Source organism: Streptomyces sp. NPDC054783, assembly GCF_053611725.1.
In genome coordinates, this window is record NZ_JBSHAY010000035.1 from 20,244 (window position 1) to 40,979 (window position 20,736).

20 protein-coding genes and 1 pseudogene are annotated in these 20,736 nt (G+C 72.9%); 11 read left to right on the forward strand and 10 right to left on the reverse strand.

Annotated elements, in window-relative coordinates:
* Positions 1-8: 8 nt before the first annotated feature.
* Genes ACWGJ5_RS38530 through ACWGJ5_RS38540 form a run of 3 tightly spaced genes read left to right on the forward strand, consistent with a single transcriptional unit; the run spans position 9 to position 4,080 of the window.
* Positions 9-3,296, forward strand: coding sequence for a sarcosine oxidase subunit delta family protein (locus ACWGJ5_RS38530; protein WP_453314280.1), 3,288 nt, complete (start codon positions 9-11; stop codon positions 3,294-3,296).
* Positions 3,289-3,888, forward strand: coding sequence for a sarcosine oxidase subunit gamma (locus tag ACWGJ5_RS38535; RefSeq protein ID WP_453314281.1), 600 nt, complete (start codon positions 3,289-3,291; stop codon positions 3,886-3,888). The genes ACWGJ5_RS38530 and ACWGJ5_RS38535 overlap by 8 nt, the downstream gene beginning before the upstream one ends.
* A gap of 33 nt (positions 3,889-3,921) precedes the next feature.
* On the forward strand, positions 3,922-4,080 hold the full coding sequence (locus ACWGJ5_RS38540; protein WP_453314340.1) for a hypothetical protein: 159 nt from the start codon (positions 3,922-3,924) through the stop codon (positions 4,078-4,080).
* A gap of 128 nt (positions 4,081-4,208) precedes the next feature.
* On the opposite strand, the gene ACWGJ5_RS38545 is transcribed toward ACWGJ5_RS38540, so the two are convergent.
* Entirely contained in the window at positions 4,209-5,006 is a 798-nt protein-coding gene (locus tag ACWGJ5_RS38545; protein WP_453314282.1) for an IclR family transcriptional regulator, read from the reverse strand.
* A gap of 130 nt (positions 5,007-5,136) precedes the next feature.
* Positions 5,137-6,009: a formyltetrahydrofolate deformylase gene (purU, locus tag ACWGJ5_RS38550; RefSeq protein WP_453314283.1), complete on the reverse strand. Its 873-nt coding sequence runs from the start codon at positions 6,007-6,009 to the stop codon at positions 5,137-5,139.
* A gap of 447 nt (positions 6,010-6,456) precedes the next feature.
* On the opposite strand from purU, the gene ACWGJ5_RS38555 reads away from it, so the two are divergent.
* The 3 genes from ACWGJ5_RS38555 to ACWGJ5_RS38565 all read left to right on the forward strand — a co-directional run bounded on the left by ACWGJ5_RS38555 (position 6,457) and on the right by ACWGJ5_RS38565 (position 10,111).
* Positions 6,457-7,638 (forward strand): NAD(P)/FAD-dependent oxidoreductase, encoded by a 1,182-nt coding sequence (locus tag ACWGJ5_RS38555; RefSeq protein WP_453314284.1) that lies wholly within the window; start codon positions 6,457-6,459, stop codon positions 7,636-7,638.
* A gap of 224 nt (positions 7,639-7,862) precedes the next feature.
* Complete coding sequence (locus ACWGJ5_RS38560) at positions 7,863-9,245, forward strand: L-serine ammonia-lyase (RefSeq protein ID WP_453314285.1); 1,383 nt, start codon at positions 7,863-7,865, stop codon at positions 9,243-9,245.
* A gap of 350 nt (positions 9,246-9,595) precedes the next feature.
* Positions 9,596-10,111, forward strand: coding sequence for a DUF2231 domain-containing protein (locus ACWGJ5_RS38565; protein WP_453314286.1), 516 nt, complete (start codon positions 9,596-9,598; stop codon positions 10,109-10,111).
* Here the strand turns inward: ACWGJ5_RS38565 and ACWGJ5_RS38570 are convergent.
* Positions 10,069-10,218, reverse strand: coding sequence for a hypothetical protein (locus tag ACWGJ5_RS38570; RefSeq protein ID WP_453314287.1), 150 nt, complete (start codon positions 10,216-10,218; stop codon positions 10,069-10,071). The genes ACWGJ5_RS38565 and ACWGJ5_RS38570 overlap by 43 nt on opposite strands.
* A gap of 284 nt (positions 10,219-10,502) precedes the next feature.
* On the opposite strand from ACWGJ5_RS38570, the gene ACWGJ5_RS38575 reads away from it, so the two are divergent.
* Together ACWGJ5_RS38575 and ACWGJ5_RS38580 are read left to right on the forward strand one after the other, a co-directional pair.
* Positions 10,503-10,961, forward strand: coding sequence for a Crp/Fnr family transcriptional regulator (locus ACWGJ5_RS38575; RefSeq protein ID WP_453314288.1), 459 nt, complete (start codon positions 10,503-10,505; stop codon positions 10,959-10,961).
* Between the two features lie 24 nt (positions 10,962-10,985).
* Positions 10,986-11,639, forward strand: coding sequence for a CBS domain-containing protein (locus tag ACWGJ5_RS38580; protein WP_453314289.1), 654 nt, complete (start codon positions 10,986-10,988; stop codon positions 11,637-11,639).
* A gap of 103 nt (positions 11,640-11,742) precedes the next feature.
* On the opposite strand, the gene ACWGJ5_RS38585 is transcribed toward ACWGJ5_RS38580, so the two are convergent.
* The 3 genes from ACWGJ5_RS38585 to ACWGJ5_RS38595 all read right to left on the reverse strand — a co-directional run bounded on the left by ACWGJ5_RS38585 (position 11,743) and on the right by ACWGJ5_RS38595 (position 14,941).
* Entirely contained in the window at positions 11,743-12,345 is a 603-nt protein-coding gene (locus tag ACWGJ5_RS38585) for an Rv1733c family protein (RefSeq protein WP_453314290.1), read from the reverse strand.
* A gap of 29 nt (positions 12,346-12,374) precedes the next feature.
* A complete protein-coding gene (locus ACWGJ5_RS38590; protein WP_453314291.1) occupies positions 12,375-13,076 on the reverse strand; it encodes a CBS domain-containing protein in 702 nt (233 codons plus the stop codon).
* A gap of 146 nt (positions 13,077-13,222) precedes the next feature.
* On the reverse strand, positions 13,223-14,941 hold the full coding sequence (locus tag ACWGJ5_RS38595) for a sensor histidine kinase (RefSeq protein WP_453314292.1): 1,719 nt from the start codon (positions 14,939-14,941) through the stop codon (positions 13,223-13,225).
* Positions 14,942-15,177: 236 nt separating this feature from the next.
* Here ACWGJ5_RS38595 and ACWGJ5_RS38600 point away from each other — a divergent pair.
* Positions 15,178-15,532 (forward strand): annotated as a pseudogene (locus ACWGJ5_RS38600) (PEP/pyruvate-binding domain-containing protein); the annotation flags it as partial.
* Between the two features lie 144 nt (positions 15,533-15,676).
* On the opposite strand, the gene ACWGJ5_RS38605 reads toward ACWGJ5_RS38600, so the two are convergent.
* Positions 15,677-16,351, reverse strand: coding sequence for a helix-turn-helix domain-containing protein (locus ACWGJ5_RS38605; RefSeq protein ID WP_453314293.1), 675 nt, complete (start codon positions 16,349-16,351; stop codon positions 15,677-15,679).
* 21 nt (positions 16,352-16,372) lie between these two features.
* Entirely contained in the window at positions 16,373-17,443 is a 1,071-nt protein-coding gene (locus tag ACWGJ5_RS38610) for a zinc-dependent alcohol dehydrogenase family protein (RefSeq protein WP_453314294.1), read from the reverse strand.
* A gap of 279 nt (positions 17,444-17,722) precedes the next feature.
* Here ACWGJ5_RS38610 and ACWGJ5_RS38615 point away from each other — a divergent pair, with 279 nt between their 5' ends.
* Together ACWGJ5_RS38615 and ACWGJ5_RS38620 are read left to right on the forward strand one after the other, a co-directional pair.
* Positions 17,723-18,109 carry an STAS domain-containing protein gene (locus ACWGJ5_RS38615; protein ID WP_453314295.1) on the forward strand — a complete coding sequence of 129 codons (387 nt, stop codon included), beginning with the start codon at positions 17,723-17,725 and terminating at the stop codon, positions 18,107-18,109.
* Between the two features lie 9 nt (positions 18,110-18,118).
* Positions 18,119-18,691, forward strand: coding sequence for an Rv1733c family protein (locus tag ACWGJ5_RS38620; RefSeq protein ID WP_453314296.1), 573 nt, complete (start codon positions 18,119-18,121; stop codon positions 18,689-18,691).
* A 171-nt stretch (positions 18,692-18,862) separates the two neighbouring features.
* Here ACWGJ5_RS38620 and ACWGJ5_RS38625 read toward each other — a convergent pair whose 3' ends face one another.
* The gene (locus ACWGJ5_RS38625; RefSeq protein ID WP_453314297.1) at positions 18,863-19,705 is read right to left on the reverse strand and encodes a universal stress protein; all 843 of its coding nucleotides are present in this window, start codon (positions 19,703-19,705) and stop codon (positions 18,863-18,865) included.
* Between the two features lie 37 nt (positions 19,706-19,742).
* On the reverse strand, positions 19,743-20,648 hold the full coding sequence (locus tag ACWGJ5_RS38630) for a universal stress protein (protein WP_453314298.1): 906 nt from the start codon (positions 20,646-20,648) through the stop codon (positions 19,743-19,745).
* Positions 20,649-20,736: the final 88 nt, after the last annotated feature.

A 20,736-nucleotide genomic window follows, 5' to 3' on the forward strand; every position in this document is an offset into this window, starting at 1 on the left:
GCCGAACCATGCTGCTGATCCCCTGCCCGTGGTGCGGGCCCCGTGACGAGGCCGAGTTCCACTACGGCGGCCAGGCCCACGTCCCCTACCCCGAGGACCCCGCCGCCCTCAGCGACGAGGAGTGGGCGCGCTACCTGTTCTTCCGCGACAACCCCAAGGGCCCGTTCGCCGAGCGGTGGAGCCACGCGGCAGGCTGCCGCCGGTGGTTCAACGCGGTGCGGGACACGGCGACCAACGAGGTCCTCGCCGTCTACAGGATGGGGGAGTCGCGTCCGGAGACGGTGGGGCCGCGTCCGGTGACTTCTCAGCCGGCTTCGGCCGCATCAGCCCGTCCGGGGGTACCCCCTCTGGGGGAGCGCGAGGACGAGGCCGTTCAGGCCGAACGGGGGCCCGGGGGCGCAGTCCCCAGCGCGCTCGAAGGGGCGGAGCCCCTTCAGGACGGGACGGGCAGGGGCGGCGGGGGCGAACCATTCCGCACCCCCACCGGCGGCCGAATCGACCGCGACGCCCCCCTCACCTTCACCTTCGACGGCATCGCACACCAGGGCCACCGGGGCGACACCCTGGCCTCCGCCCTCCTGGCCAATGGCGTCATCCAGGCCGCCACCAGCATCAGGCTCGGGCGCCCCCGCGGCATCTTCTCGGCCGGTGGGGAGGAACCCAACGCGGTCGTCCAGATCGAGGAGCCCTTCCCCGAGCCCATGCTCCCCGCCACGACCGTCGAGCTCTACGACGGCCTCGTCGCGAGCAGCCTCCCGGGCCAGGGCCGGCTCGCCACCGAACCCGACCCCGCCCGCTACGACGCCGTACACGCACACTGCGACCTCCTGGTCGTCGGCGCGGGCCCGGCCGGCCTGGCCGCCGCCGAGGCGGCGGCGCACACCGGTGCACGTGTCATCCTCGCCGACGACCAGCCGGAGCCCGGCGGCAGCCTGCTCGGCACCGGCGAGCACCTCGACTGGGTCCAGGCGACGCGCGCACGGCTCGAAGCGGCCCCCGAGGTACGCGTCCTGCGCCGCACCACCGTCTTCGGCCACTACGACGACAACCACCTGCTCGCCGTCGAGCGCCGCACCAGCCACCTCGGCGCCGATGCCCCGGCGAACGTCTCCCGCGAGCGGGTCTGGCGGATCCGGGCGCGGCGCGTGGTCCTCGCGACCGGCGCCCACGAGCGTTCGCTGGCGTTCGGCGACAACGACCGCCCCGGCGTGATGCTGGCCTCCTCGGCCCGGACGTACCTCCACCGGTACGCCGTGCTGCCCGGCCGGCACGCGGTCGTGTTCACCACCAACGACAGCGCCTACGCCGCCGCACTCGACCTGGCGGCGGCGGGCGTGGACCTCGCAGCGATCGTCGACACCCGGCCCGAGCCGGGGGAGTGGGCGGAGCGTGCCCGGTCCGCCGGAATCGAGGTGCTGGCCGGACACGCGGTCACCGGCACGGAGGGCGGGGCCCGCCTCACCGCCGTGACGGTGGCCCCGTACGGGGAGGCCGCCGGAGACCGGCAGTCCACCGGACAGCGGGAGTTCGCCGTCGACCTGCTCCTCGTCTCCGGCGGCTGGAACCCGGTCGCGCACCTGTTCAGCCAGTCGGGCGGCAAGCTCCGTCACGACGACGCGCTCGGCACGTTCGTGCCCGGCAGCGGTCGTCAGGCGGTGGAGGTCGCGGGCAGCGCGAACGGCGCCTTCGACCTCGCCACGGTCCTCGCACAGGGCGCGGCGGCCGGCGCCCGAGCCGTCGAGGCGGAGGGCTACACGGCCGGGACGCCCGCCCTCCCGGCCGTGGCCGCCCAGCCGTACACCCCGCCCACGCAGGTCTTCACCATCCCGACCGGCACCGGCGCCCCCCGGTTCGTCGACCTCCAGCGCGACGTCACGGTCGACGACCTCGCGCGGGCGACGGGCGCGGGCCTGCGCTCGGTGGAGCACACCAAGCGCTACACCACCGCCGGCACCGGGGGCGACCAGGGCAGGACGGCCGGCGTGCTGGCGAGCGGGGTCGTCGCCGAACTCCTCGGCGTGGACATCTCGGCGCTCGGCCTGCCGACCTTCCGGCCGCCGTACACCCCGGTCTCCTTCGCCGCCCTCGCGGGGCGCGACCGTGGCGCGCTGAGCGACCCGGTCCGTACGACGGCCCTGCACGGGTGGCACGTGGGGCACGGCGCGCTGTTCGAGAACGTCGGCCAGTGGAAGCGGCCCTGGTACTATCCCCAGGACGGCGAGGACATGGAGACCGCCGTGCTGCGCGAGTGCCGTGCGGCCCGCGGGGGCGTGGCCTTCATGGACGCCTCCACCCTCGGCAAGATCGACGTGCAGGGCCCGGACGCGGCGGTCTTCCTCGACCTGCTCTACACCAACATGATGAGCACCCTGAAGGTCGGCATGATCCGCTACGGCGTGATGTGCCGCCTGGACGGGATGGTCTTCGACGATGGCACGGTCATCCGGCTCGCCCAGGACCGCTTCCTGGTCACCACCACGACCGGCAACGCGGCGGCCGTCCTGGACTGGATGGAGGAGTGGCTGCAGACCGAGTGGCCCGAACTGCAGGTCCACTGCACCTCGGTCACGGAGCAGTGGGCCACCGTTGCCCTCGTCGGCCCGCGCTCCCGTGCGGTGCTCGGTTCGCTCGCACCCCAACTGTCCGTGAGCAACGAGGACTTCCCGTTCATGGCGTGGCGGGACACGACCGTCGCCGGCATCGACGCGCGCGTGTGCCGGATCAGCTTCTCCGGCGAACTCGCCTACGAGATCAACGTGTCACCGTGGGACGCCCTCGCACTGTGGGAGGCGCTGTACGAGGCCGGGGCCCCGTACGGCATCACCCCCTACGGCACCGAGACCATGCACGTCCTCCGCGCCGAGAAGGGCTACCCGATCGTCGGCCAGGACACCGACGGCACGGTCACCCCGCAGGACCTCGGCATGGGCTGGGCGGTGTCGAAGAAGAAGCCCGACTTCATCGGCAAGCGCTCCTACGGCCGCCCCGACACCGTCCGTCCCGACCGCAAGCACCTCGTCGGGCTGCTCCCCGAGGACCCGGCCGTCTTCCTCCCGGAGGGCACGCACCTGGTCCCCGACGGCGAACTGCCCGCCCCGCCCGTGCCGATGCTCGGCCATGTCACCTCCAGCTACCGGAGCGCGGCGCTCGGCCGGACCTTCGCACTGGCCCTGATCAAGGGCGGCCGGGACCGGATCGGCGACCGACTCTTCGCACCCGTCGGCGACCGGCTGGTCCCGGTGACCGTCGCAAGCCCCGTCCTCTACGACCCCGAGGGAGCCCGCCGCGATGGCTGACACCGCCCTGACCGCATGGCAGCGCAGCCCCCTGGCCGACGCCGCCCACCGCCTGGCCGCCGCGACGCGCTCCTCCCGGGGCGCGATCCGCCTGGCCGAACTCCCCTTCCTGGCCCAGGTGAACGTCCGCCTCGACGCCAAGGGCCCGGCGGCGGACGCCGTCGGACTCGCCCTGGGCTTCCAACTGCCCCTGGAACCCAACACCGTCGTGCACGCGGGGGACGTGACCGCGGTGTGGCTCGGCCCCGACGAATGGCTGGTGGTCGGCCGGCGGGGCACCGAGCGGGACCTGGAGAGCCGGATCCGCTCGGCGGCGGACGAACCGGTCTCCGTCACCGACGTCTCGGCCCAGCGCACCACCCTGCTGGTCGCCGGGCCCCGCGCTCGCGACCTGTTGGCCCACGGCTGCGCGCTGGACCTGCACCCGCGTGCCTTCGGCCCCGGTCGCTGCGCCCAGACGACGCTGGCCCGCACCCAGGTCGTCCTGGTGGCCCGCGACGAGCCCAGGGCCGGCTTCTGGGTACTGGTGCGCTCCTCCTTCGCCGGCTACCTGGCGGACTGGCTCCTGGACGCGGCCGTCGAATACCGGTGAGCGGCCCGGCAGGGCGGCGGAGCTGACTCGGAGGTGCCGGGCAGACGCGGACAGCCGGCCCGGCACCGCCGTTCCCCGGCCGGTTTCGGCGACCGCGTCTCCACCGGCCTCCTCGATGTGACCAGCGATGCCGCCCTGGAGTCCGCGCGCTTCCGGGCGGTCTGTGCGGACTTCGAGGTGCGGCTGACCTGAGCCCGCTCGGCGGAACTACGCGAGGAGCCGGTGCCCGCGCCGGTGCCTGCCTGATCGTCGGCCCGGGCTGGGCTTCGCCAAGGTGCCCGAGCACAGCTGGGAGCTGCTGCCCTGGCAATGAACGGGCCTCAGCCCACGTAGCCCATCCGGTGGCTGATCTCCTCCGCACCCTTGATCAGCAGGGGTGCCAGCTCGTGGATGCGCTCCTCGGTGAAGCGGTAGGCGGGGCCGGAGGCGCTGAGGGCGGCGATGACCTCGCCGTGATGGGAACGGATCGGGGCCGCCATGGCGTGCAGTCCGATCTCGAGTTCCTCCAGCGTCACCGCGTACCCGCGTTCGCGCGCCTCGGTGAGGTTCTTCTCCAGCTTCGTCCGGGCGGTCAGGGTGTGCGGGGTGTGCTTCCGCAGCCCGGAGGCCGCGAGCACCTCGGCACGCTCCTGCGTGGGCAGGTGTGCGAGCAGGATCTTGCCGCTGGACGTGGCGTGCACCGGGGTGAGCTGCCCGACCCAGTTGTGGGTGCCGACGGCGCCCGGTCCGCGCACCTGGTACAGATTGACGGCGTAGTGCTCCTGGAGGACGGCGATGTTGACGGTCTCGCCGATCTCCTCGCTGAGCCGCTCGCACACCTCCCGGCCCTGCTGTGTGATGTCGAGGCGGCCCGTGACCGCCCCGGCCAGGCGCACGATGCCGAAGCCGAGCCGGTACTTGCCGCGCTCCGCGGTCTGCTCGACCAGACCACGTGCCTCCAGTGCGCCGAGCAGACGGAACGCCGTCGACTTGTGCACGTCGATCTCGGCGGCGACCTCGCTGACACCCGCCTCGCCGCGCTGGGCGAGGATCTCCAGGACGCTGACGGCACGGTCGACGGACTGCACCCCGTTCACCGCCGGTGCAGCTGTTTCGCTATCTGCGGCGTGGTTGCTCATAGCGCAACTATACGCACTGCCGTCCCGTGCGGCCCACGCGTCGCGGAGGAAGGACAGAGGGAGGCTATACGACGGCTCCCCGGGAGGGGAGCCGTCGTCGGTGGTTCGCCGGGCCGCGCTCTGGGCGGTGTCAGTGGAAGACGACCGTGCAGTTGCCGTTGGACAGCACACGGCTCTCGCTGTGCCACTGCACGGCGCGCGAGAGGACCCGGGCCTCGACATCGCGGCCCATGGCGACCAACTCGTCCGGCGTGTGGGAGTGGTTCACGCGGACGACGTCCTGTTCGATGATCGGGCCTTCGTCGAGGTCGGGGGTGACGTAGTGCGCCGTGGCCCCGACGAGTTTGACCCCGCGCCGGTGCGCCTGCACGTACGGCCGGGCGCCCTTGAAGCTCGGCAGGAAGGAATGGTGGATGTTGATGGCCCGGCCGTCGAGTCGCTTGCACAGGTCGTCGGAGAGGATCTGCATGTAGCGGGCGAGCACCACCAGGTCGACGTCGATCTCGGCGACGAGCTCCAGCAGCCGGGCCTCCGCCTCGCCCTTGGTCTGCGGGGTCACCGGGACGTGGTGGAAGGGGATGCCGTAGTTCCGCGCCAGTGGCTCGAATTCGCGGTGGTTGGAGACGATCGCCGGGATCTCGATGTTCAGCGAGCCCGTGGACTGGCGGAAGAGCAGGTCGTTCAGGCAGTGACCGAACTTCGACACCATGATCAGGGTGCGGGTCGGGGTGGAGGCGTCGCGCAGCTGCCACGTGATCCGGTACGCCTCCGCGACGGGGCCGAAGCCGGTGTGCAGGTGCTCCAGGCGTGTGGCCGGGTCCGAGACCTCGAAGTGCACCCGCATGAAGAAGCGGTCCTGCAGACGGTCGTCGAACTGCTGGCTCTCGAGGATGTTGCCTGAGTGACTCACGAGGAAGCTGGTGACGGCGTGGACGAGTCCGGCCCGGTCGGGGCACGAGAGGGTGAGGACGAACTCGCGGCCGGGCTGCGGGCGAGGAGACATGACATCCTCCGTTAGTGCGCAATACGCAACGATGAGAGTGATACGCAACATGTTTCCGGTGCAGATGGTGCCGGGTCAAGAGGCGCGTTCTGCTTGGTACAAGAAGATGCGCCATGCGCAACAACTCTTGTCTTCGCGGGTGCCGTGGAGCCGTCGCGTACGCCGCTGCACGCCACCTGCCCCCGGTATCGCCCGTCCATCTGCCACCTCACGGTGTTGCGCGATGCGCAATTCTCTTCGCCATCGGGGACTGCTGCCTCCCTTCCCCTTGACAGTGACCCGAAGCACCGGGAAGCATGTTGCGTATAGCGAATGATGTTGTGTCATCTGAGACATGCGGGTGAGGCAACCAATTCGAGCCATCCATTCGAGACCGTCACCTCTCACGCCGTCGCCGTACGGGCTGTCACCGTGCGGCCGACGGCTCCACATCCTCGGAGAGCCCGCATGAGGAGCATCACCGTCGTCGGGGCGTCACTGGCAGGCCTGAGCACGGTCCGCGCGCTGCGCGCACAGGGCTACGACGGCGGGATCGTCGTCGTCGGCGAGGAGCGGCACGCCCCCTACGACCGGCCGCCGCTGTCCAAGGACTTCCTCAAGGGCGACATCGACGCCGACGCCCTCGCCCTCGGCGATGCGGACGAGTACGCGGACCTGGACGTGCAGTGGCTGCTCGGCGAGCGCGCGGTGCGGCTCGACCCCGCCGCCCGTACCGTCACTCTGGCCGGAGGCCGGCACGTGCGCACCGAAGGCGTCGTCATTGCGACCGGCGCCGCCCCGCGGACACTCCCCGGTACCGACGGCCTGGCCGGCGTCCACACCCTGCGCACCCTGGACGACGCCACCGCCCTGCGCGCCGAGCTGTTGAACGGTCTGCCCCGGGTCGTCGTCATCGGCGCCGGCTTCATCGGTGCCGAAGTGGCGTCCACCGCCCACCGGCTGGGGCTTCACGTCACCGTCGTCGAGGCGCTCGCCGTACCGCTGGAACGCCAACTGGGGCGCGAGATGGGGCTGGTGTGCTCCGCCCTCCACAGCGATCACGGGGTCGGCCTGCTGTGCGGAACCGGCGTGGCGGGACTCATCGGCGAGGACCGGGTCACCGGAGTGCGGCTGGCGGACGGGCGCGTGCTGCCCGCCGACATCGTGGTGGCCGGGGTGGGCGTACGGCCCGCCACCGACTGGCTCGCCGGTTCCGGCGTCGAGGTGGACGACGGCGTGGTGTGCGACGCCGGCTGCGCCACCGGCGTCCCGGGCGTGGTCGCCGTCGGTGACGTCGCTCGCTGCCCCAACCCGTTCACCGGACGGCACGCCCGCATCGAGCACTGGAGCAACGCCACGCAACAGGCGACGACCGCCGCCCGCACCCTGCTCTCGGGTGTGCCGGCCCCCGCCCCGGTCACCGCGCCGTACTTCTGGTCCGACCAGTACCAGGTGCGCATCCAGCTCGCCGGACACGTCGCTCCCGGCGCGGAGCCGCAGGTCGTGGACGGCGACCTCGACAGCCGTTCCTTCACCGCCGTCTACCGGCGCGAGGACACCCCGGTCGCGGTGCTCTCCCTGAACCAGCCGAAGCTGTTCAACCGGCTCCGCCGCACACTTGCCCCCGCCGCCGTACCCGCCCTCCCATGACCCTGCGCGTCAACTCCCCATCCGGTCCCACCGGGAGCTCGCCATGAGGATTCCGCGGCACCTGCGCTACGCCAGGGACCACGCGTGGCTCGTCGTGGACGAGGCCAACGCCACCGCCGGCATCACCGCGGCCGCGGCCCACCCCGGCCGGTAACCGACAACCCTCCCGCAGGGGAGTGCCCCGGGACCGCTCGGGCACTCCCGCCCACCCCACGGAGTACGGCGTGGCAATCAGCGTCTTCGACCTGTTCTCCATCGGCATCGGCCCGTCCAGCTCGCACACCGTCGGCCCGATGCGCGCCGCCGCGATGTTCGCCGCCCGGCTGAAGAAGGACGGCGCACTCGCCCAGACCGCCGCGGTACGAGCGGAGCTGTTCGGCTCCCTCGGGGCCACCGGCCACGGCCACGGCACCCCCAAGGCCGTCCTGCTCGGCCTGGAGGGCAACGAACCGCACACCGTCGACGTCACCCAGGCCGACCTGGACGTGGAGCGGATCCGCACCACCGGGCGCATCCGTCTCCTCGGCGCCGAGATCGGCTCTGGCCACGAGATCGACTTCGACGCCTCGACCCAGCTGGTCCTGCACCGTCGGCGCGCACTGCCGTACCACGCCAACGGAATGACCCTGTTCGCGTACGACGCCGACGGGCTGCCGCTGCTGGAGAAGACGTACTACTCGGTCGGCGGCGGCTTCGTCGTCGACGAGGACGCCGTGGGGGCCGACCGGATCAAGGCCGACGACACCGAGTTGGCCCACCCGTTCCGCACGGGTGACGAGCTGCTGCGACTCACCCGTGACACCGGCCTGTCATTCTCCGCGCTGATGCTGGAGAACGAGAAGGCCTGGCGCACCGAGGACGAGATCCGCACGGGTCTGCTGGAGATCTGGCGGGTCATGGAGGGCTGCGTCTCCCGCGGCCTGTCCCGCGAGGGCATCCTCCCCGGCGGCCTGAAGGTCCGTCGGCGGGCCGCGGCGGCGGCCCGGGCGCTGCGCAGCGAGGGCGGCCCGGCGAGCAGCGCGATGGAGTGGGTGACGCTCTACGCGATGGCGGTGAACGAGGAGAACGCCGCCGGCGGCCGGGTCGTGACCGCCCCGACGAACGGCGCGGCCGGCATCATCCCGGCGGTCCTGCACTACTACCGGAACTTCGTGCCCGGCGCCGACGAGGACGGCATCGTCCGCTTCCTCCTCGCCGCCGGCGCCATCGGCATGCTCTTCAAGGAGAACGCCTCCATCTCCGGCGCCGAGGTCGGCTGTCAGGGCGAGGTCGGCTCCGCCTGCTCGATGGCGGCGGGCGGCCTCGCCGAGGTGCTGGGCGGCTCCCCGGAGCAGGTGGAGAACGCGGCCGAGATCGGCATGGAGCACAACCTCGGCCTGACCTGCGACCCGGTCGGCGGCCTGGTCCAGATCCCGTGCATCGAGCGCAACGGCATGGCCGCGGTCAAGGCCGTGACCGCCGCCCGGATGGCCCTGCGCGGCGACGGCCGCCACCACGTCTCCCTCGACAAGGTGATCAAGACCATGAAGGAGACCGGCGCCGACATGAAGGTCAAGTACAAGGAGACGGCCCGCGGCGGACTCGCCGTCAACGTCATCGAGTGCTGAGCAGGCGGATGGAGGCCCGGTGGGACGGCGGACGCGTACGCCACGGCGCTGCACGAGCGCCGCCTGCTCAGGCGAGCCCCGGCCCGGTCCCGGCGGCACCCCTCCCGAGGCCGCCCGGCCGATCACTGCTGCACCTCTTCCGGCACCCCGACGACGAGAGATCCGTCGCACCGCTCAACTCGAGCTGTCTGAACGGGCGTTGTGCGCCCGGTGGTCACCCTCGTCCGGCCCCTGGAGTGCCGTGGCGAAGTCTCCGCCGCGAGCTCCCTGTGGCTTGAATGGCTCAGAGCTGACTGAGAGGTGGCCGTGTAAGGCTGGCGCGCGCCCACACCCCCCTCAGGAGCCCCTGGATGACTCTGATCAACGGTCTGCCCGCCCATGTCCTGTTCGTCCACGTGGTCGTCGTGCTGATACCCCTCACCGCGCTGGCTCTGGTGACGGCCGCGCTCTGGCCGCGCGCCGCCCGGCGGCTGGGCGTCCTGCTCCCGGTGCTCGCCTTCGTGGCCCTGGCCGGCGTGCCGCTGACCACGCACGCCGGAGAGTGGCTCGAACGACACGTGGAGGATGACGCCCTGGTACGCCGGCACACCGAGCTGGGCGACGGACTGCTGCCGTGGGCGCTGGGCCTGTTCGTACTGGCGGCGGTCGTGTGGTGGGCGGGGCGGCGCACTCCCGCCGAGCCCGGACAGGGCAACGGCACGCGCTGGTCCGCCCTGCCGGTACGGATCGTCGTCGGTGTGCTCTCGCTGGCCGTCGCGATGGGAGCGGTCGTGGACGTCTACCGGATCGGCGACTCCGGAGCCAAGGCCGCCTGGCACGACGCCTACTCGAAGACGGCGACGGGGTCGAAGGACCACAACGGCTGATCCGGCGCCCACTGCTCGGCCAGGGCCCCGGCGCGGAGTTCCGCGCCGGGGCCCTCGGCGTCCCTGCCGTACCGCCGGTTCTCGTGGCGTCCTTCCCGCCCTGTCATGCCGTGACGGAGCCGTGGGTCCGGGTGCCGTGGCGGTCCGGTGCCGGACGACGCCCTCCGCCGGGCGGGTGGAGCCGCTCATGGTGTCTCTCGCCGTGCTGTGCGTGCCGACAATGTGCGAGGTCGCGGACGCCGTGCCGCCCTTTCGAGCCTGTCGCGACCCGTCGGCCGGCCGTTCGTCCGTCCCGGGGCCGAAGGACCCCCGGCCCGGCCCGAGTGGCCCGTGGCGCCCTCGGCCGGACGGGCCCACGCTGGGAGCAGAAGCCACGAAGGGAGCCGGTGCGATGACCTCCACCACCACCATGAGCGCGGCTCTTGAGCCCATGCACCGCGAACGGCTGCTGCGCCTGGCCCACGACGTCTCCTTCGAGGCCGGGACCCGTCTGTTCGAGGAGGGCCGGCGCGCCGACCGGTTCTGGATCGTGCGCACCGGCACCGTCGCCCTCGACCTGCACATACCGGGCCGCCGGACCGCCGTCATCGAGACCCTCGGCTACGGCGAACTGGTCGGCTGGTCCTGGCACTTCCCGCCGTACCTCTGGCACCTGGGCGCCGAGGCCATGAGCCCGGTGCGGGCCTGGGAGTTCGACGCCGAGGCCGTACGGGCGACGTGCGCGGAGGACCCGGAATTCGGGCGCGCGATCGCCGTCTGGGTCGGGCGTGTGGTCGCCCAGCGGCTGCATGCCTCCCGGGTCCGGCTGCTCGACCTCTACGCCCCCTACGGCAGCGGCAGTCTGACGTGACCCCGGTCCTGTGAGGAGAGCGCGATGGACAGCAGCCCGCACCGGGTGAGCGACGTGATGACGCGAGCCGCCGTCGCCGTGGGCCGCAAGGCTCCGTTCAAGGAGATCGTCGAGCGCATGGAGCAGTGGCAGGTCAGCGCCCTGCCCGTGCTGGAGGGCGACGGCCGGGTGGTCGGCGTGGTGTCCGAGGCCGACCTGCTGCCCAAGGAGGAGTTCCGGGACAGCGACCCGGACCGGTTCACGCAACTGCACCGGCTGCCGGACCTGGCCAAGGCGGGGGCCGTGTGCGCCGAGGAGGTGATGAGCACCCCGGCAGTCACCGTGCACGCCGACGCCGCGCTGGCCGAGGCCGCACGCATCATGGCGCTGCGGCACGTCAAACGCCTGCCCGTGGTGAACGCGGAGGGCGTGCTGGAAGGCGTGGTCAGCCGCGGGGACCTGCTGAAGGTGTTCCTGCGGCCGGACAACGACCTGGCCGACGAGATCCGGCGCGATGTCGTCGACCCGCTCTTCCCGGCCCCGGTCGAACCGGTCCACGTCGTGGTCACCGAGGGCGTCGCGACCCTGACCGGGCGGGTGCAGGACCCCGCGCGGATCCAGCTCGCCGCGCGCATGACACGCGGCGTGGAGGGCGTCGTGGGCGTGGACTGCCGGCTCACCGCGTCCGGTGCCGAGTGACGAGCCGAGTGCCGACAAGACGACAAAGCCGAGTGCCGACAAGACGACAAACCTGTGCAGGCCTGTGCGGCCGTCGGTGACGCACCGACGGCCGCATCCGCGTTCAGCCCCGCCCTCCGCTCAGGTTCCCCCACTCCGGCCCGATCTGCTTCCACTCCTCGTCCCATTCGGCCATGCGCCGCCGCACGAGCCGGGAGCGGACCACCCACCCCACGGTCCAGACAGCCGCACCGGCCGGTACGGCCACGAGGGCGCCGGTCAGGGCCGCCTGCACGGTCGCCGCCTCACCGGTGACCGGTGCCGAGACCAGATGGCCGGCGCGATCCGCCCACACGGCCACCGGGGTGCCCGCCGGGGCTCCCGGGTAGATCTGTGTCCGGCCCGTGTGCACGGATCCGTCCGGGTCCGTCCAGCGCACGGCGGCCGACACACGGCCGTCGTCGTACCCGCCGGCGGTGACAGGCGTCTTCGGCGCGTCGTCGGTGAGTACGGCGGACACGGCATGCGCCCGGGCCGCCCGCGCCGCGAACGCCGAGTCGGTGACCTGGGCCGCCACGACGCCCGCGAGGCCTCCGCCGACGAGGACGAGCAGCCAGGCGGCGAGCACGACCCAGCCCTCGACGAGGTCGCTGCGCCGCCTGAGCGGATTGCGGCGCCAGCGCCAGAGCCGTACCCGGCCGGCCGCCGTGGGAGGTTTCCGCGTCATCGTCGCCGCCTCCTGTCGTGCGCCGTCCGTCAGGGCGTGGGCGCCCTGCCGGCCTCGGGGAGGTCGGGGTCGAGGTCCGGACGGCGGGGCGGTCCGGCCAGTGCGCAGTGCACGTCCACCACGCCCGCCACGGCCCGTGCGAGCCGGGCGGCGAGCGGGACCAGGGCCGTCTCACGGACCCGGCCGGCCAGTGTCACGACACCGTCGTACACCTCCACCCGGACGGTGACGGCGCGCGGGCCGAAGAGGCGTACGACGACCTCGCGCCGGACCTCCTCGGCGATGTCCTCGTCGTCCCGCAGAAAGACCTTCAGCAGGTCGGAGCGGCTGACGATGCCACGGAGAGCGAAGTCACGGCCGACGACGGGCAGTCGCTTGACCCGGGCGCGGGCCATGAGGCGCGCGGCGTGGGCGAGCGTGGCGTCGGGCGCCACGGTGACAGCCGGGGCGGTCATCAGCTCGGCGGCGGTCACCGCGTCCGCCTTGCCGACCTCCGCGGGGTGGCGGATCTGCCCGTACCGGCCGATGTCACCGTCCTGGTACTCCTGCTTGGCCAGCAGATCACTCTCGGAGACGACGCCGACGACCCGGCCCGCATCGTCCAGCACCGGCAGGGCGCTGACCTGCCAGTCGCGCATGACCTTCACGATGTCCTTGAAGGCCGCCCCTGTGCGCAGGGCGACGACCCGGTGGGTCATCACGTCGTTCACCAGGGCCGGAGTGCCGTTCATGGCGTCCTCCAGAGGCGTGGGTGCCGTCTTCGGACACCTTCAGGCTGCGGCGGCGGAGCCGTTGGTGACATGGGCCGAGTGGTCCCGATCCCGTGCCCCCGTCGGCCCTGCGCGCCCGGCGGCGAGGGGACCGAGGACCACGCGGCCTACCCGGCGGGCAGCGGAACGTGCCAGTCCAGTGCCGAACCGCCTCCCTCGGGGCTGGTCACCTCGAGCCGTCCGCCGAGGTTGTCCGCCCGTTCGGCCATGTTGAGCAGGCCGCTGCGCCGGCCGCCGGAAGGGATGCCCACGCCATTGTCCGCGACCCGCAGACGCACCTCGCGGCCGTCGGTCGTCAGCGTCACCTGGGCCCGGTCGGCGTGGGCGTGCCGGGCGATGTTGGTGAGGGCCTCGGTCAGCACGGCGACGACATGGTCGGCGATCTCCGGCGGCACGTCGGTGTCGACCAGGCCTTCCATGCGCACGCTGGGGGCGAAGCCCAGCACGGGGGTGGCTTCGCCGGCGGCGCGGACGACCCTCGCCCGCAGTCCGCTGCTCGAGGGGCCCGTGTGCGCCCGCAACCCGAAGATCGTCGACCTGATGATCTTGATGGTCTCGTCGAGGTCGTCCACGGCCCGCAGCACCCGCTCGGCGGCCTCGGGATGTTCGATGAATCGGCCCGCGCTCTGCAGGGTCATCCCGGTGGCGAACAGCCGCTGGATGGCGAGGTCGTGCAGGTCCCGGGCGATGCGGTCGCGGTCCTCCAGCAGCGCGATCTGCTGGGCGTCATGCCTGCGGTCGGCGAGCTCCATCGCGATCGCGGCCTGGGCGGCGAACCCCTGCAGCAACTCGGTCTCCTTCTGGAGGAAGACCGGCCGGCCGGCTTCGCGGGCCACCAGCACGACGCCACGCACGCCGTTCTCGCCCGTGCCGATCGGGACGGCCACGGCGGGTCCGAGCCCATCGAAGCGCGGCGGTTCGGGGGTGATTCGCTCGTCGTGGACCACGTCGTCGCTGGTGACCGGGGCGGTCGCGGTGTACGCCAGCCCCATGAGGCTCGCGTCCATGGGCAGCACCAGTCCCCGGTGCGCCTCCGCGTCCACTCCGACGGCGATCTCCACGGTGAGCGACTTCGTGCCCTCCATGGGCATGGCGACCGCCGCCAGGGCCGAGCCCGAGATCTCCCGGGCACGCTCGGCGATCAGGTTCAGGGACTCGGCACGGTCGATGCCGGACATCAGGCTGTGGCTGATCTCCGCGTTCGCGCGCTGCCAGCGCTCGCGCAGCCTGGAGTCCTCGTACAGGCGTGCGTTGTCGATGGCCACGCCGGCGGCCACGGCCAGCGTGGACAGCACCGACTCGTCCTCCTCGTCGAACTCCCGCCCGCCGCGCTTCTCGGTCAGGTAGAGGTTGCCGAAGACCTGGTCGCGGACCCGGATCGGGACGCCGAGGAAGCTGTTCATCGGCGGGTGGCCCGGCGGGAAGCCGTAGGAGGACACGTGTGCGGAGATCTTGCCGAGCCGCAGCGGCTGCGGGTGCCGGATCAGCTCGCCGAGGATGCCGTGTCCTTCCGGATAGGGGCCGATCGCGGCGATCTGCTCCGCGGTGACGCCCACCGTGTGGAAGGCGGACAGCCGTGTGCCGTCCGGTCCGATGACGCCGAGGGCGGCGTACTCGGCGTTCACGAGCACCGCGGCCGCCTCCACGATGGAGTGCAGGACCTGCTCCAGGTCGAGCTCGCGGCCGACGGAGAGGACCGCCTCCAGCAGACCTTGCACGCGATCCTGTGTGCCGCGGGCTGCGCTGATCCGAGCCTGCAGCTCCTCCAGCAGTTCGTCGAGTTTCAGCTGCGGCAGTCGTACGCGGGGCTCCTCCGAATCGGTCACCACGTCCTCCAGTCCCCATCAGCACATGGCTCGGAACCGATGGGTCTTCCCACACCGTAGCGCCTCCCGGGCCGGGTGGGCACGGGAGGCGCGAACCGCTTCACCGGCCCGCGCCCCGCGCCGGCGCCGTTGGGCCGGTCGGGCCGCCCGGCGGGACCGAGTGCACCTCCCCCGAGGGCCTCTCCCCCGCGGGACGCTGGAGCCGTACACAGACCGCTCAGCGTAGGAGCGCCGCCATGGTCCGTCACGTGTACGACTTCCCGGGACGGCGGACGTGACCTGGCCGACCTGCTCGGCGGCAAGGGCGCCAACCTGGCCGAGATGACCCGGCTGGGCCTGCCCGTGCCGCCCGGTGTCACCGTCACCACCGAGGCCTGCCGCGCCTTCCTCGCCACGGGCGAGGAGCCGGAGGGCTTGTCGCCGGAGGCCTCCCGGCACCTCTCGGCACCGGAGACCGTCACCGGGCGACGGCTGGGGCAGCCGGACGACCCGCCGCTGCTGTCCGTGCGCTCCGGCACGCGCTTCTCCACGCCCGGCATGATGGAGACGGTCCCGGACATCGGCCTGAACGGCGCCTCCGTGCTCGGCCTGGACTAGGTCTCCTGCTCACCGTTCCGGGTACCGGTGGCACGGCTGGAGGCCGGCCGGGCCGCGCTGGGCGGCGTCGACAGCGGCGACAGCAGGTGACCCACGCACCACTGCTGCGCATGCGAAGAAGGGCGTGGGCGGCCGCTCTCAGACCGTGATCCGACGACCGGTCACCGTGCGTGGCTCGACGCGCACCCACAGGTCACGCCCTCCGCCCGCCCAAGGGGCGCTGTACGCCTGCTCGGTGAGCCTCTGCTGTTCCTGAGGATCCGTCACCGACCGTGCACTGCCGCGGATCAGGACGCTCCAGCCCTGGCTGAACGTGTCGTCGATGCGGTCGACCTCCAGGGCCACCGCCTGGCCGGCCGCGAGGGACGGTGTCGCGCCGAGCACGGTCCGGAAGACGAAAGCACCCTCGACCACGCTGTAGTTGACCGGCACGATCACCGGCCCCGTATCCGTGGGCACCGCCAGTCGTCCCACCCCGTGCGAGCCGAGCAGCGCCCGGCACTCGCCCGGTGTCAGCTCGGCGAAGTGCGGTTCGCGAACGGCACGTCCGGGGCCGGGTGGCAGATCGACGGCGCCGCCGGTCAGCTCGGTCACCGTGGTCTCCAGCGCCTCGGCCAGTCTGGTCAGGGGGCCGGGGCCCGGGGCGGCACCGGGATGCTCCTCCAGATACCCGAGGTAGGTGACGGCCATCCCGGCACGGGCGGCCACCTCCCCTCGTGTCAGCCCGAGCCCGGCCCGCCGGGCGGCCAGGCGGCGGCCCAGATCGCCCAGCGGCGCCTCGGTCGCCACGTTCGCTCTCGTCCGTTCGGCCATGGCCGTCACGCTCCTTCTGCGTCAGGCCGCGGGAACGGCCACCTCCGCGTGCTGCTCCCCGCCGAGCACGATCTTCAGCGCGCCGGTCTCGGTGGCCCGGGAGAAGACGTCGTAGGCCTCCTCCATGCGGTCCAGCGGGAAGGTGTGGGTGACCAGTTGCCCGGTCGGCAGCCGGCCGGCGGCGGCCATCCGCAGCAGAGTGGGCGTGGAGTAGGTGTCCACCAGCCCGGTCGTGATGGTCACGTTCCTGATCCAGAGGTCTTCCAGGTGCAGCGTCGCGGGCTTGCCGTGCACGCCGATGTTGGCCACGTGCCCGCCGGGGCGGACCATGCGGGTGCACAGCTCGAAGCTCTCCGGGACGCCGACCGCCTCCATGACCACGTCCGCGCCGAGACCGTCGGTCAGATCGGCGACCAACTGGCCTGGTTCCTCGCGTGCGTCGGCGACGGCGTCGGCGCCGAGCCGCCGGGCGGCCTCCAGCCGGGCCGGAGCCATGTCGACCGAGATGATCCGTTCCGGGGCGAACAGGCGCGCCGTGACGACGGCCGCGAGTCCGATGGGTCCGGCGCCGACGATGGCGACGGTGTCGCCGGGCCGCACGTGCCCGTTGAGGACACCGACCTCGTAGGACGTCGGGAAGATGTCCGCGAGCAGGACGGCGTCCTCGCTGGGCACGGTGGCGGGCAGCGGATGCACGGACAGGTCGGCGTAGGGAACGCGGACGTATTCGGCCTGGGTGCCGTCGATCAGATGGCCCAGGATCCAGCCTCCGCCGCCCCGGCACTGGCCGTACGAGCCGTCCCGGCAGAACCGGCACCGGCCGCACGAGGCGATGCAGGACATCAGCACCCGGTCCCCCGGCCGTACGGTGCGCACGTCGCTGCCGGCCTCGACGATCTCGCCGACCGCCTCGTGCCCGAGCACCGTGCCGGGGCGGACCTCGGGGACATCGCCCTTGAGGATGTGCAGGTCCGTCCCGCAGATGGTCACGGCGCCGACCTTCACGATGGCGTCGGTGGGTTCCTTGAGGGCGGGGTCCGGGACGTCCTGCCAGGACGCCTGCCCCGGACCGTGGAACACGAAGCCCTTCATGGCAGCTCCCTGTGGCTCTTCGTCGGCTCCGCCGCGGGATCGCGGTCCCGGCACGATGCCGGGACCGCCCGCACCTTCAGCTTCCCCAGCGGGGGAGCGGTGGCGCTTGGGCCGTCCGGCCCTCGCCCGCCGCCGGACGGTGCCGATCGGGAGCCGCGGCCGGACGGTGCCGATCGGGAGCCGCGGCCGTCGCGAGGACGAGGGAGTGCCCCGCACGGACCGGCGACCGGGGCCGGACGGCCCTTGTGGCCCGCCCGGCCCGCCCGGTTCGCTCGTGCCATGTCCGAGAACGACGCGGCCCGCACGGCAGAGCACCCCACCGCACCGGAAGCGCTCGCGGCCCACCGCGTGGCCGACGGAGCGACCGTCGTGGCCCTGTACGGCGAGATCGATGTGCTGAGCGCCCCCGCACTGTCGCGCCGGCTCGACGCACTCACCACGTGCCCCCAGCTCGACCTGGTGCTCGACCTGCGGCCGGTCACGTTCATCGACTGCACCGGACTCGGAGTCCTGTGCCGCGCACGCAACCGGACGCTGGCCCGGCAGGGCCGGCTGCGGCTGATCACGGAGAGCGCGGACTTCCGGCGGATCCTGCGGGTCACAGGACTGGGGGACGTCTTCGAGGTGCACACGCGACCACCCCAGCCGTTGCCGGGACCCCAGTGAGGAACGGCGATGAACGCGAAGGCCGGGATGTGGCGTTGGCGGAGCAATCCGCTGCGGCGACGCGAGGACGTCGTGGAGGCCTGGCTCGTCCTGGCCGTCTGGATCTTGGTCGTCGTCGGCGGGGCCGTCGCAGGGCTGGTGACGGCACGCGCCGCCGGGGATGTGTTCGCGGCCCAGCGCGCTCACCGGCATCCCGTCCGCGCCGTACTCCTCGCCGACGCACCGCACGGCACCACGTCGGCCTGGCCTGCGGGCGGCCTGGTCCGGGCGAAGGTGCGCTGGACAGCGCCGGACGGCACTCCCCGTACCGGTGACACGCTGGTCGACAGCGGTCTGAAGGCGGGCGCCGGGGTGGTGGTCTGGCAGGACGACCACGGCGGCCTCACCCCCGCGAAGCCGGCGAACCCCACCGAGGGCGCGATCGAGGCCGGTCTCTTCGGCGCGGCGGCCGCCCTGGCCGTCGCCGCCCCTGCCTATGGGGCCGGAGCGCTCGGCCGGGTGTGGCTCGACCGGCGTCGCATGGCCCGTTGGGACCGGGAGTGGGACCTGGTCGAGCCCCGCTGGGGCCACCGGACGGGCTGATCCGCACCGCCGCCGGGAGGGACCGGGCGCGCCTCCCCGCGACGTCCCCAGCGTGCGAGTCGGCCTGCCGGTGCCTGGTGGTGAGGCAGCGACACGATGGCTGCGACAAGGTGCTGGGCCGTGGCCCCCGCCGCTCGGGCACCAGGGTCCCGCCGTCCGCCTGGCGTTCCGTCAGGCGTGCTCGGGTACGACGGCCACCGGGCAGGCCGCGTGGTGCAGCACCCCGTGGGCGACGCGGCTGAGCTGGAGGCCGACGGGACCGTGCCTGCGCCGGGCGCCGACGACGAGCAGGTCGGCCTCGCGCGAGACGGCGATCAGGGCGTCACGGGCGTGGCCCTCGACCGTACGGCGGTCCGCGTCCAGCTCGGCCGGTACGTCCCGCAGTGCCTGCTCCAGCAACTCGACCGCCTGCTGCCTCTGGGAATGCGGGGTCGCGTGCGCCGGGCGCCGCCAGGCCCGTACGGCTTGCAGGGGCACCCCGCGCAGGGAGGCCTCCTCGACGGCGAACCGTACGGCGGCCGAGCCGGTCGGCTGCTCGCCCACCCCCAGCGCGATCCGGCCCCGGATCCCGGAGCGGGCCCGGTTGTCGTGGGCGCCGCGCAGCACGATCACGGGGCAGTGCGCGTGCCCGGCGACCGTGAGGCTCACGGAACCCAGCAGCGCCTCGGCCATGCCGCTGCGGCCACGACAGCCCAGCACCATGGCGAGGGCGGCGCCGCTCTCCCGTACGAGCCCGTACTCCGGCTCCTCGGGCAGTACATCGGTGGTGACCTTCAGCTCCGGCCGGCGGCGCCGGGCGCGTTCCTCCGCCGTACCGACGACATCCCGGGCCATCACCTCCTCCAGCGGTTTGTCGAGTTCCTGCGCGAGCAGCGCGCCTTCGTAGCGCTCCCAGAGGGAGGCGTAGACGAGCCGGAGCGGGGCTCCGCGCAGGGCGGCCTCGTCGGCCGCCCAGTCGACGGCCCGCAGGCTCGGCTCGGAACCGTCGACGCCGACGACGATCGGAAGGTCCATCGGAAGGTCCATTGGTGTTCACCGCTCCCTCGAGGGATCAGTCGTGCGGAACGACGGCGACCGGGGCCACGACGTGGTGCAGCACGGCATGCGCGACGTGGCCGATGTGGACGCCGAGCGGGCTGGTGCGGACGCGTCGGCCCACGACGACCAGGGAGGCCCCGCGGGAGGCGTCGACGAGAACCTGCGCGGCACTGCCGCACCGGCTCGCCTCGATCACTTCCACGTCCGGGAACTTCTGCCGCCAGGACCGCAGCAGCTCGGTCAGGGCCTTGGCCTGCCCGCGGGCGAGCTCGTCGTACAGCTCGGCGTCACCGTAGAAGCGGTAGAAGGAGGTGGGCGGTTCGCTCCAGGCGTGCAGGACCCGCAGGGACGCCCCGCGCCGGGCGGCGGCGTCGAAGGCGAATCCGAGCAGCGTCTCGTCGGGCGTGCCGATGTCCAGGCCCAGCACGACGGGCCGGAAGGGGGTCGCGGCGGACGGTACCCCCACCGGGTCCGTCTTGTGCTCGTCGGCGGCCTGCTCTCCGGCCCGGACCAGCACCACGGGACGTTCGGAGTGGGCGAGGACGGCCAGGCTCACCGAGCCGACCATGAAGCCGGCGATCCCGCCGAAGCCGCGCGAGCCCAGCACCATGAGCTCGGCGGCGTCCGCCGCCTCGGTCAGGGCGTGGGCCGGATCCCCGGTGACCCGGTCGGTGATCACTTCGACTCCGGGATGGCGCAGCCGCAGCCCTTCGGCGGCCTCACGGGTGACCTCCTCGGTCCAGTGCTGCCGGGTCTCGCCGCCGAGCAGCGGTGCCTGGGCCACGGATTCGGGCACCGGCTCCCAGACGTGAACGATCTTGAGCGGCAGACCGCGCAACGCTGCCTCGCGCGCCGCCCATTCGGCGGCGGCCCGGCTCTCGGGCGAGCCGTCGAGACCTGCCGTGACCGTTCGAGTCATCGTCTCCACCTCCCGGGACGAGGGATCCAGTCCAGCGTGGTGCCGCTGCGCTCGCGGGGCGAAGGGCCGCAAGTCCCCATACGGGACC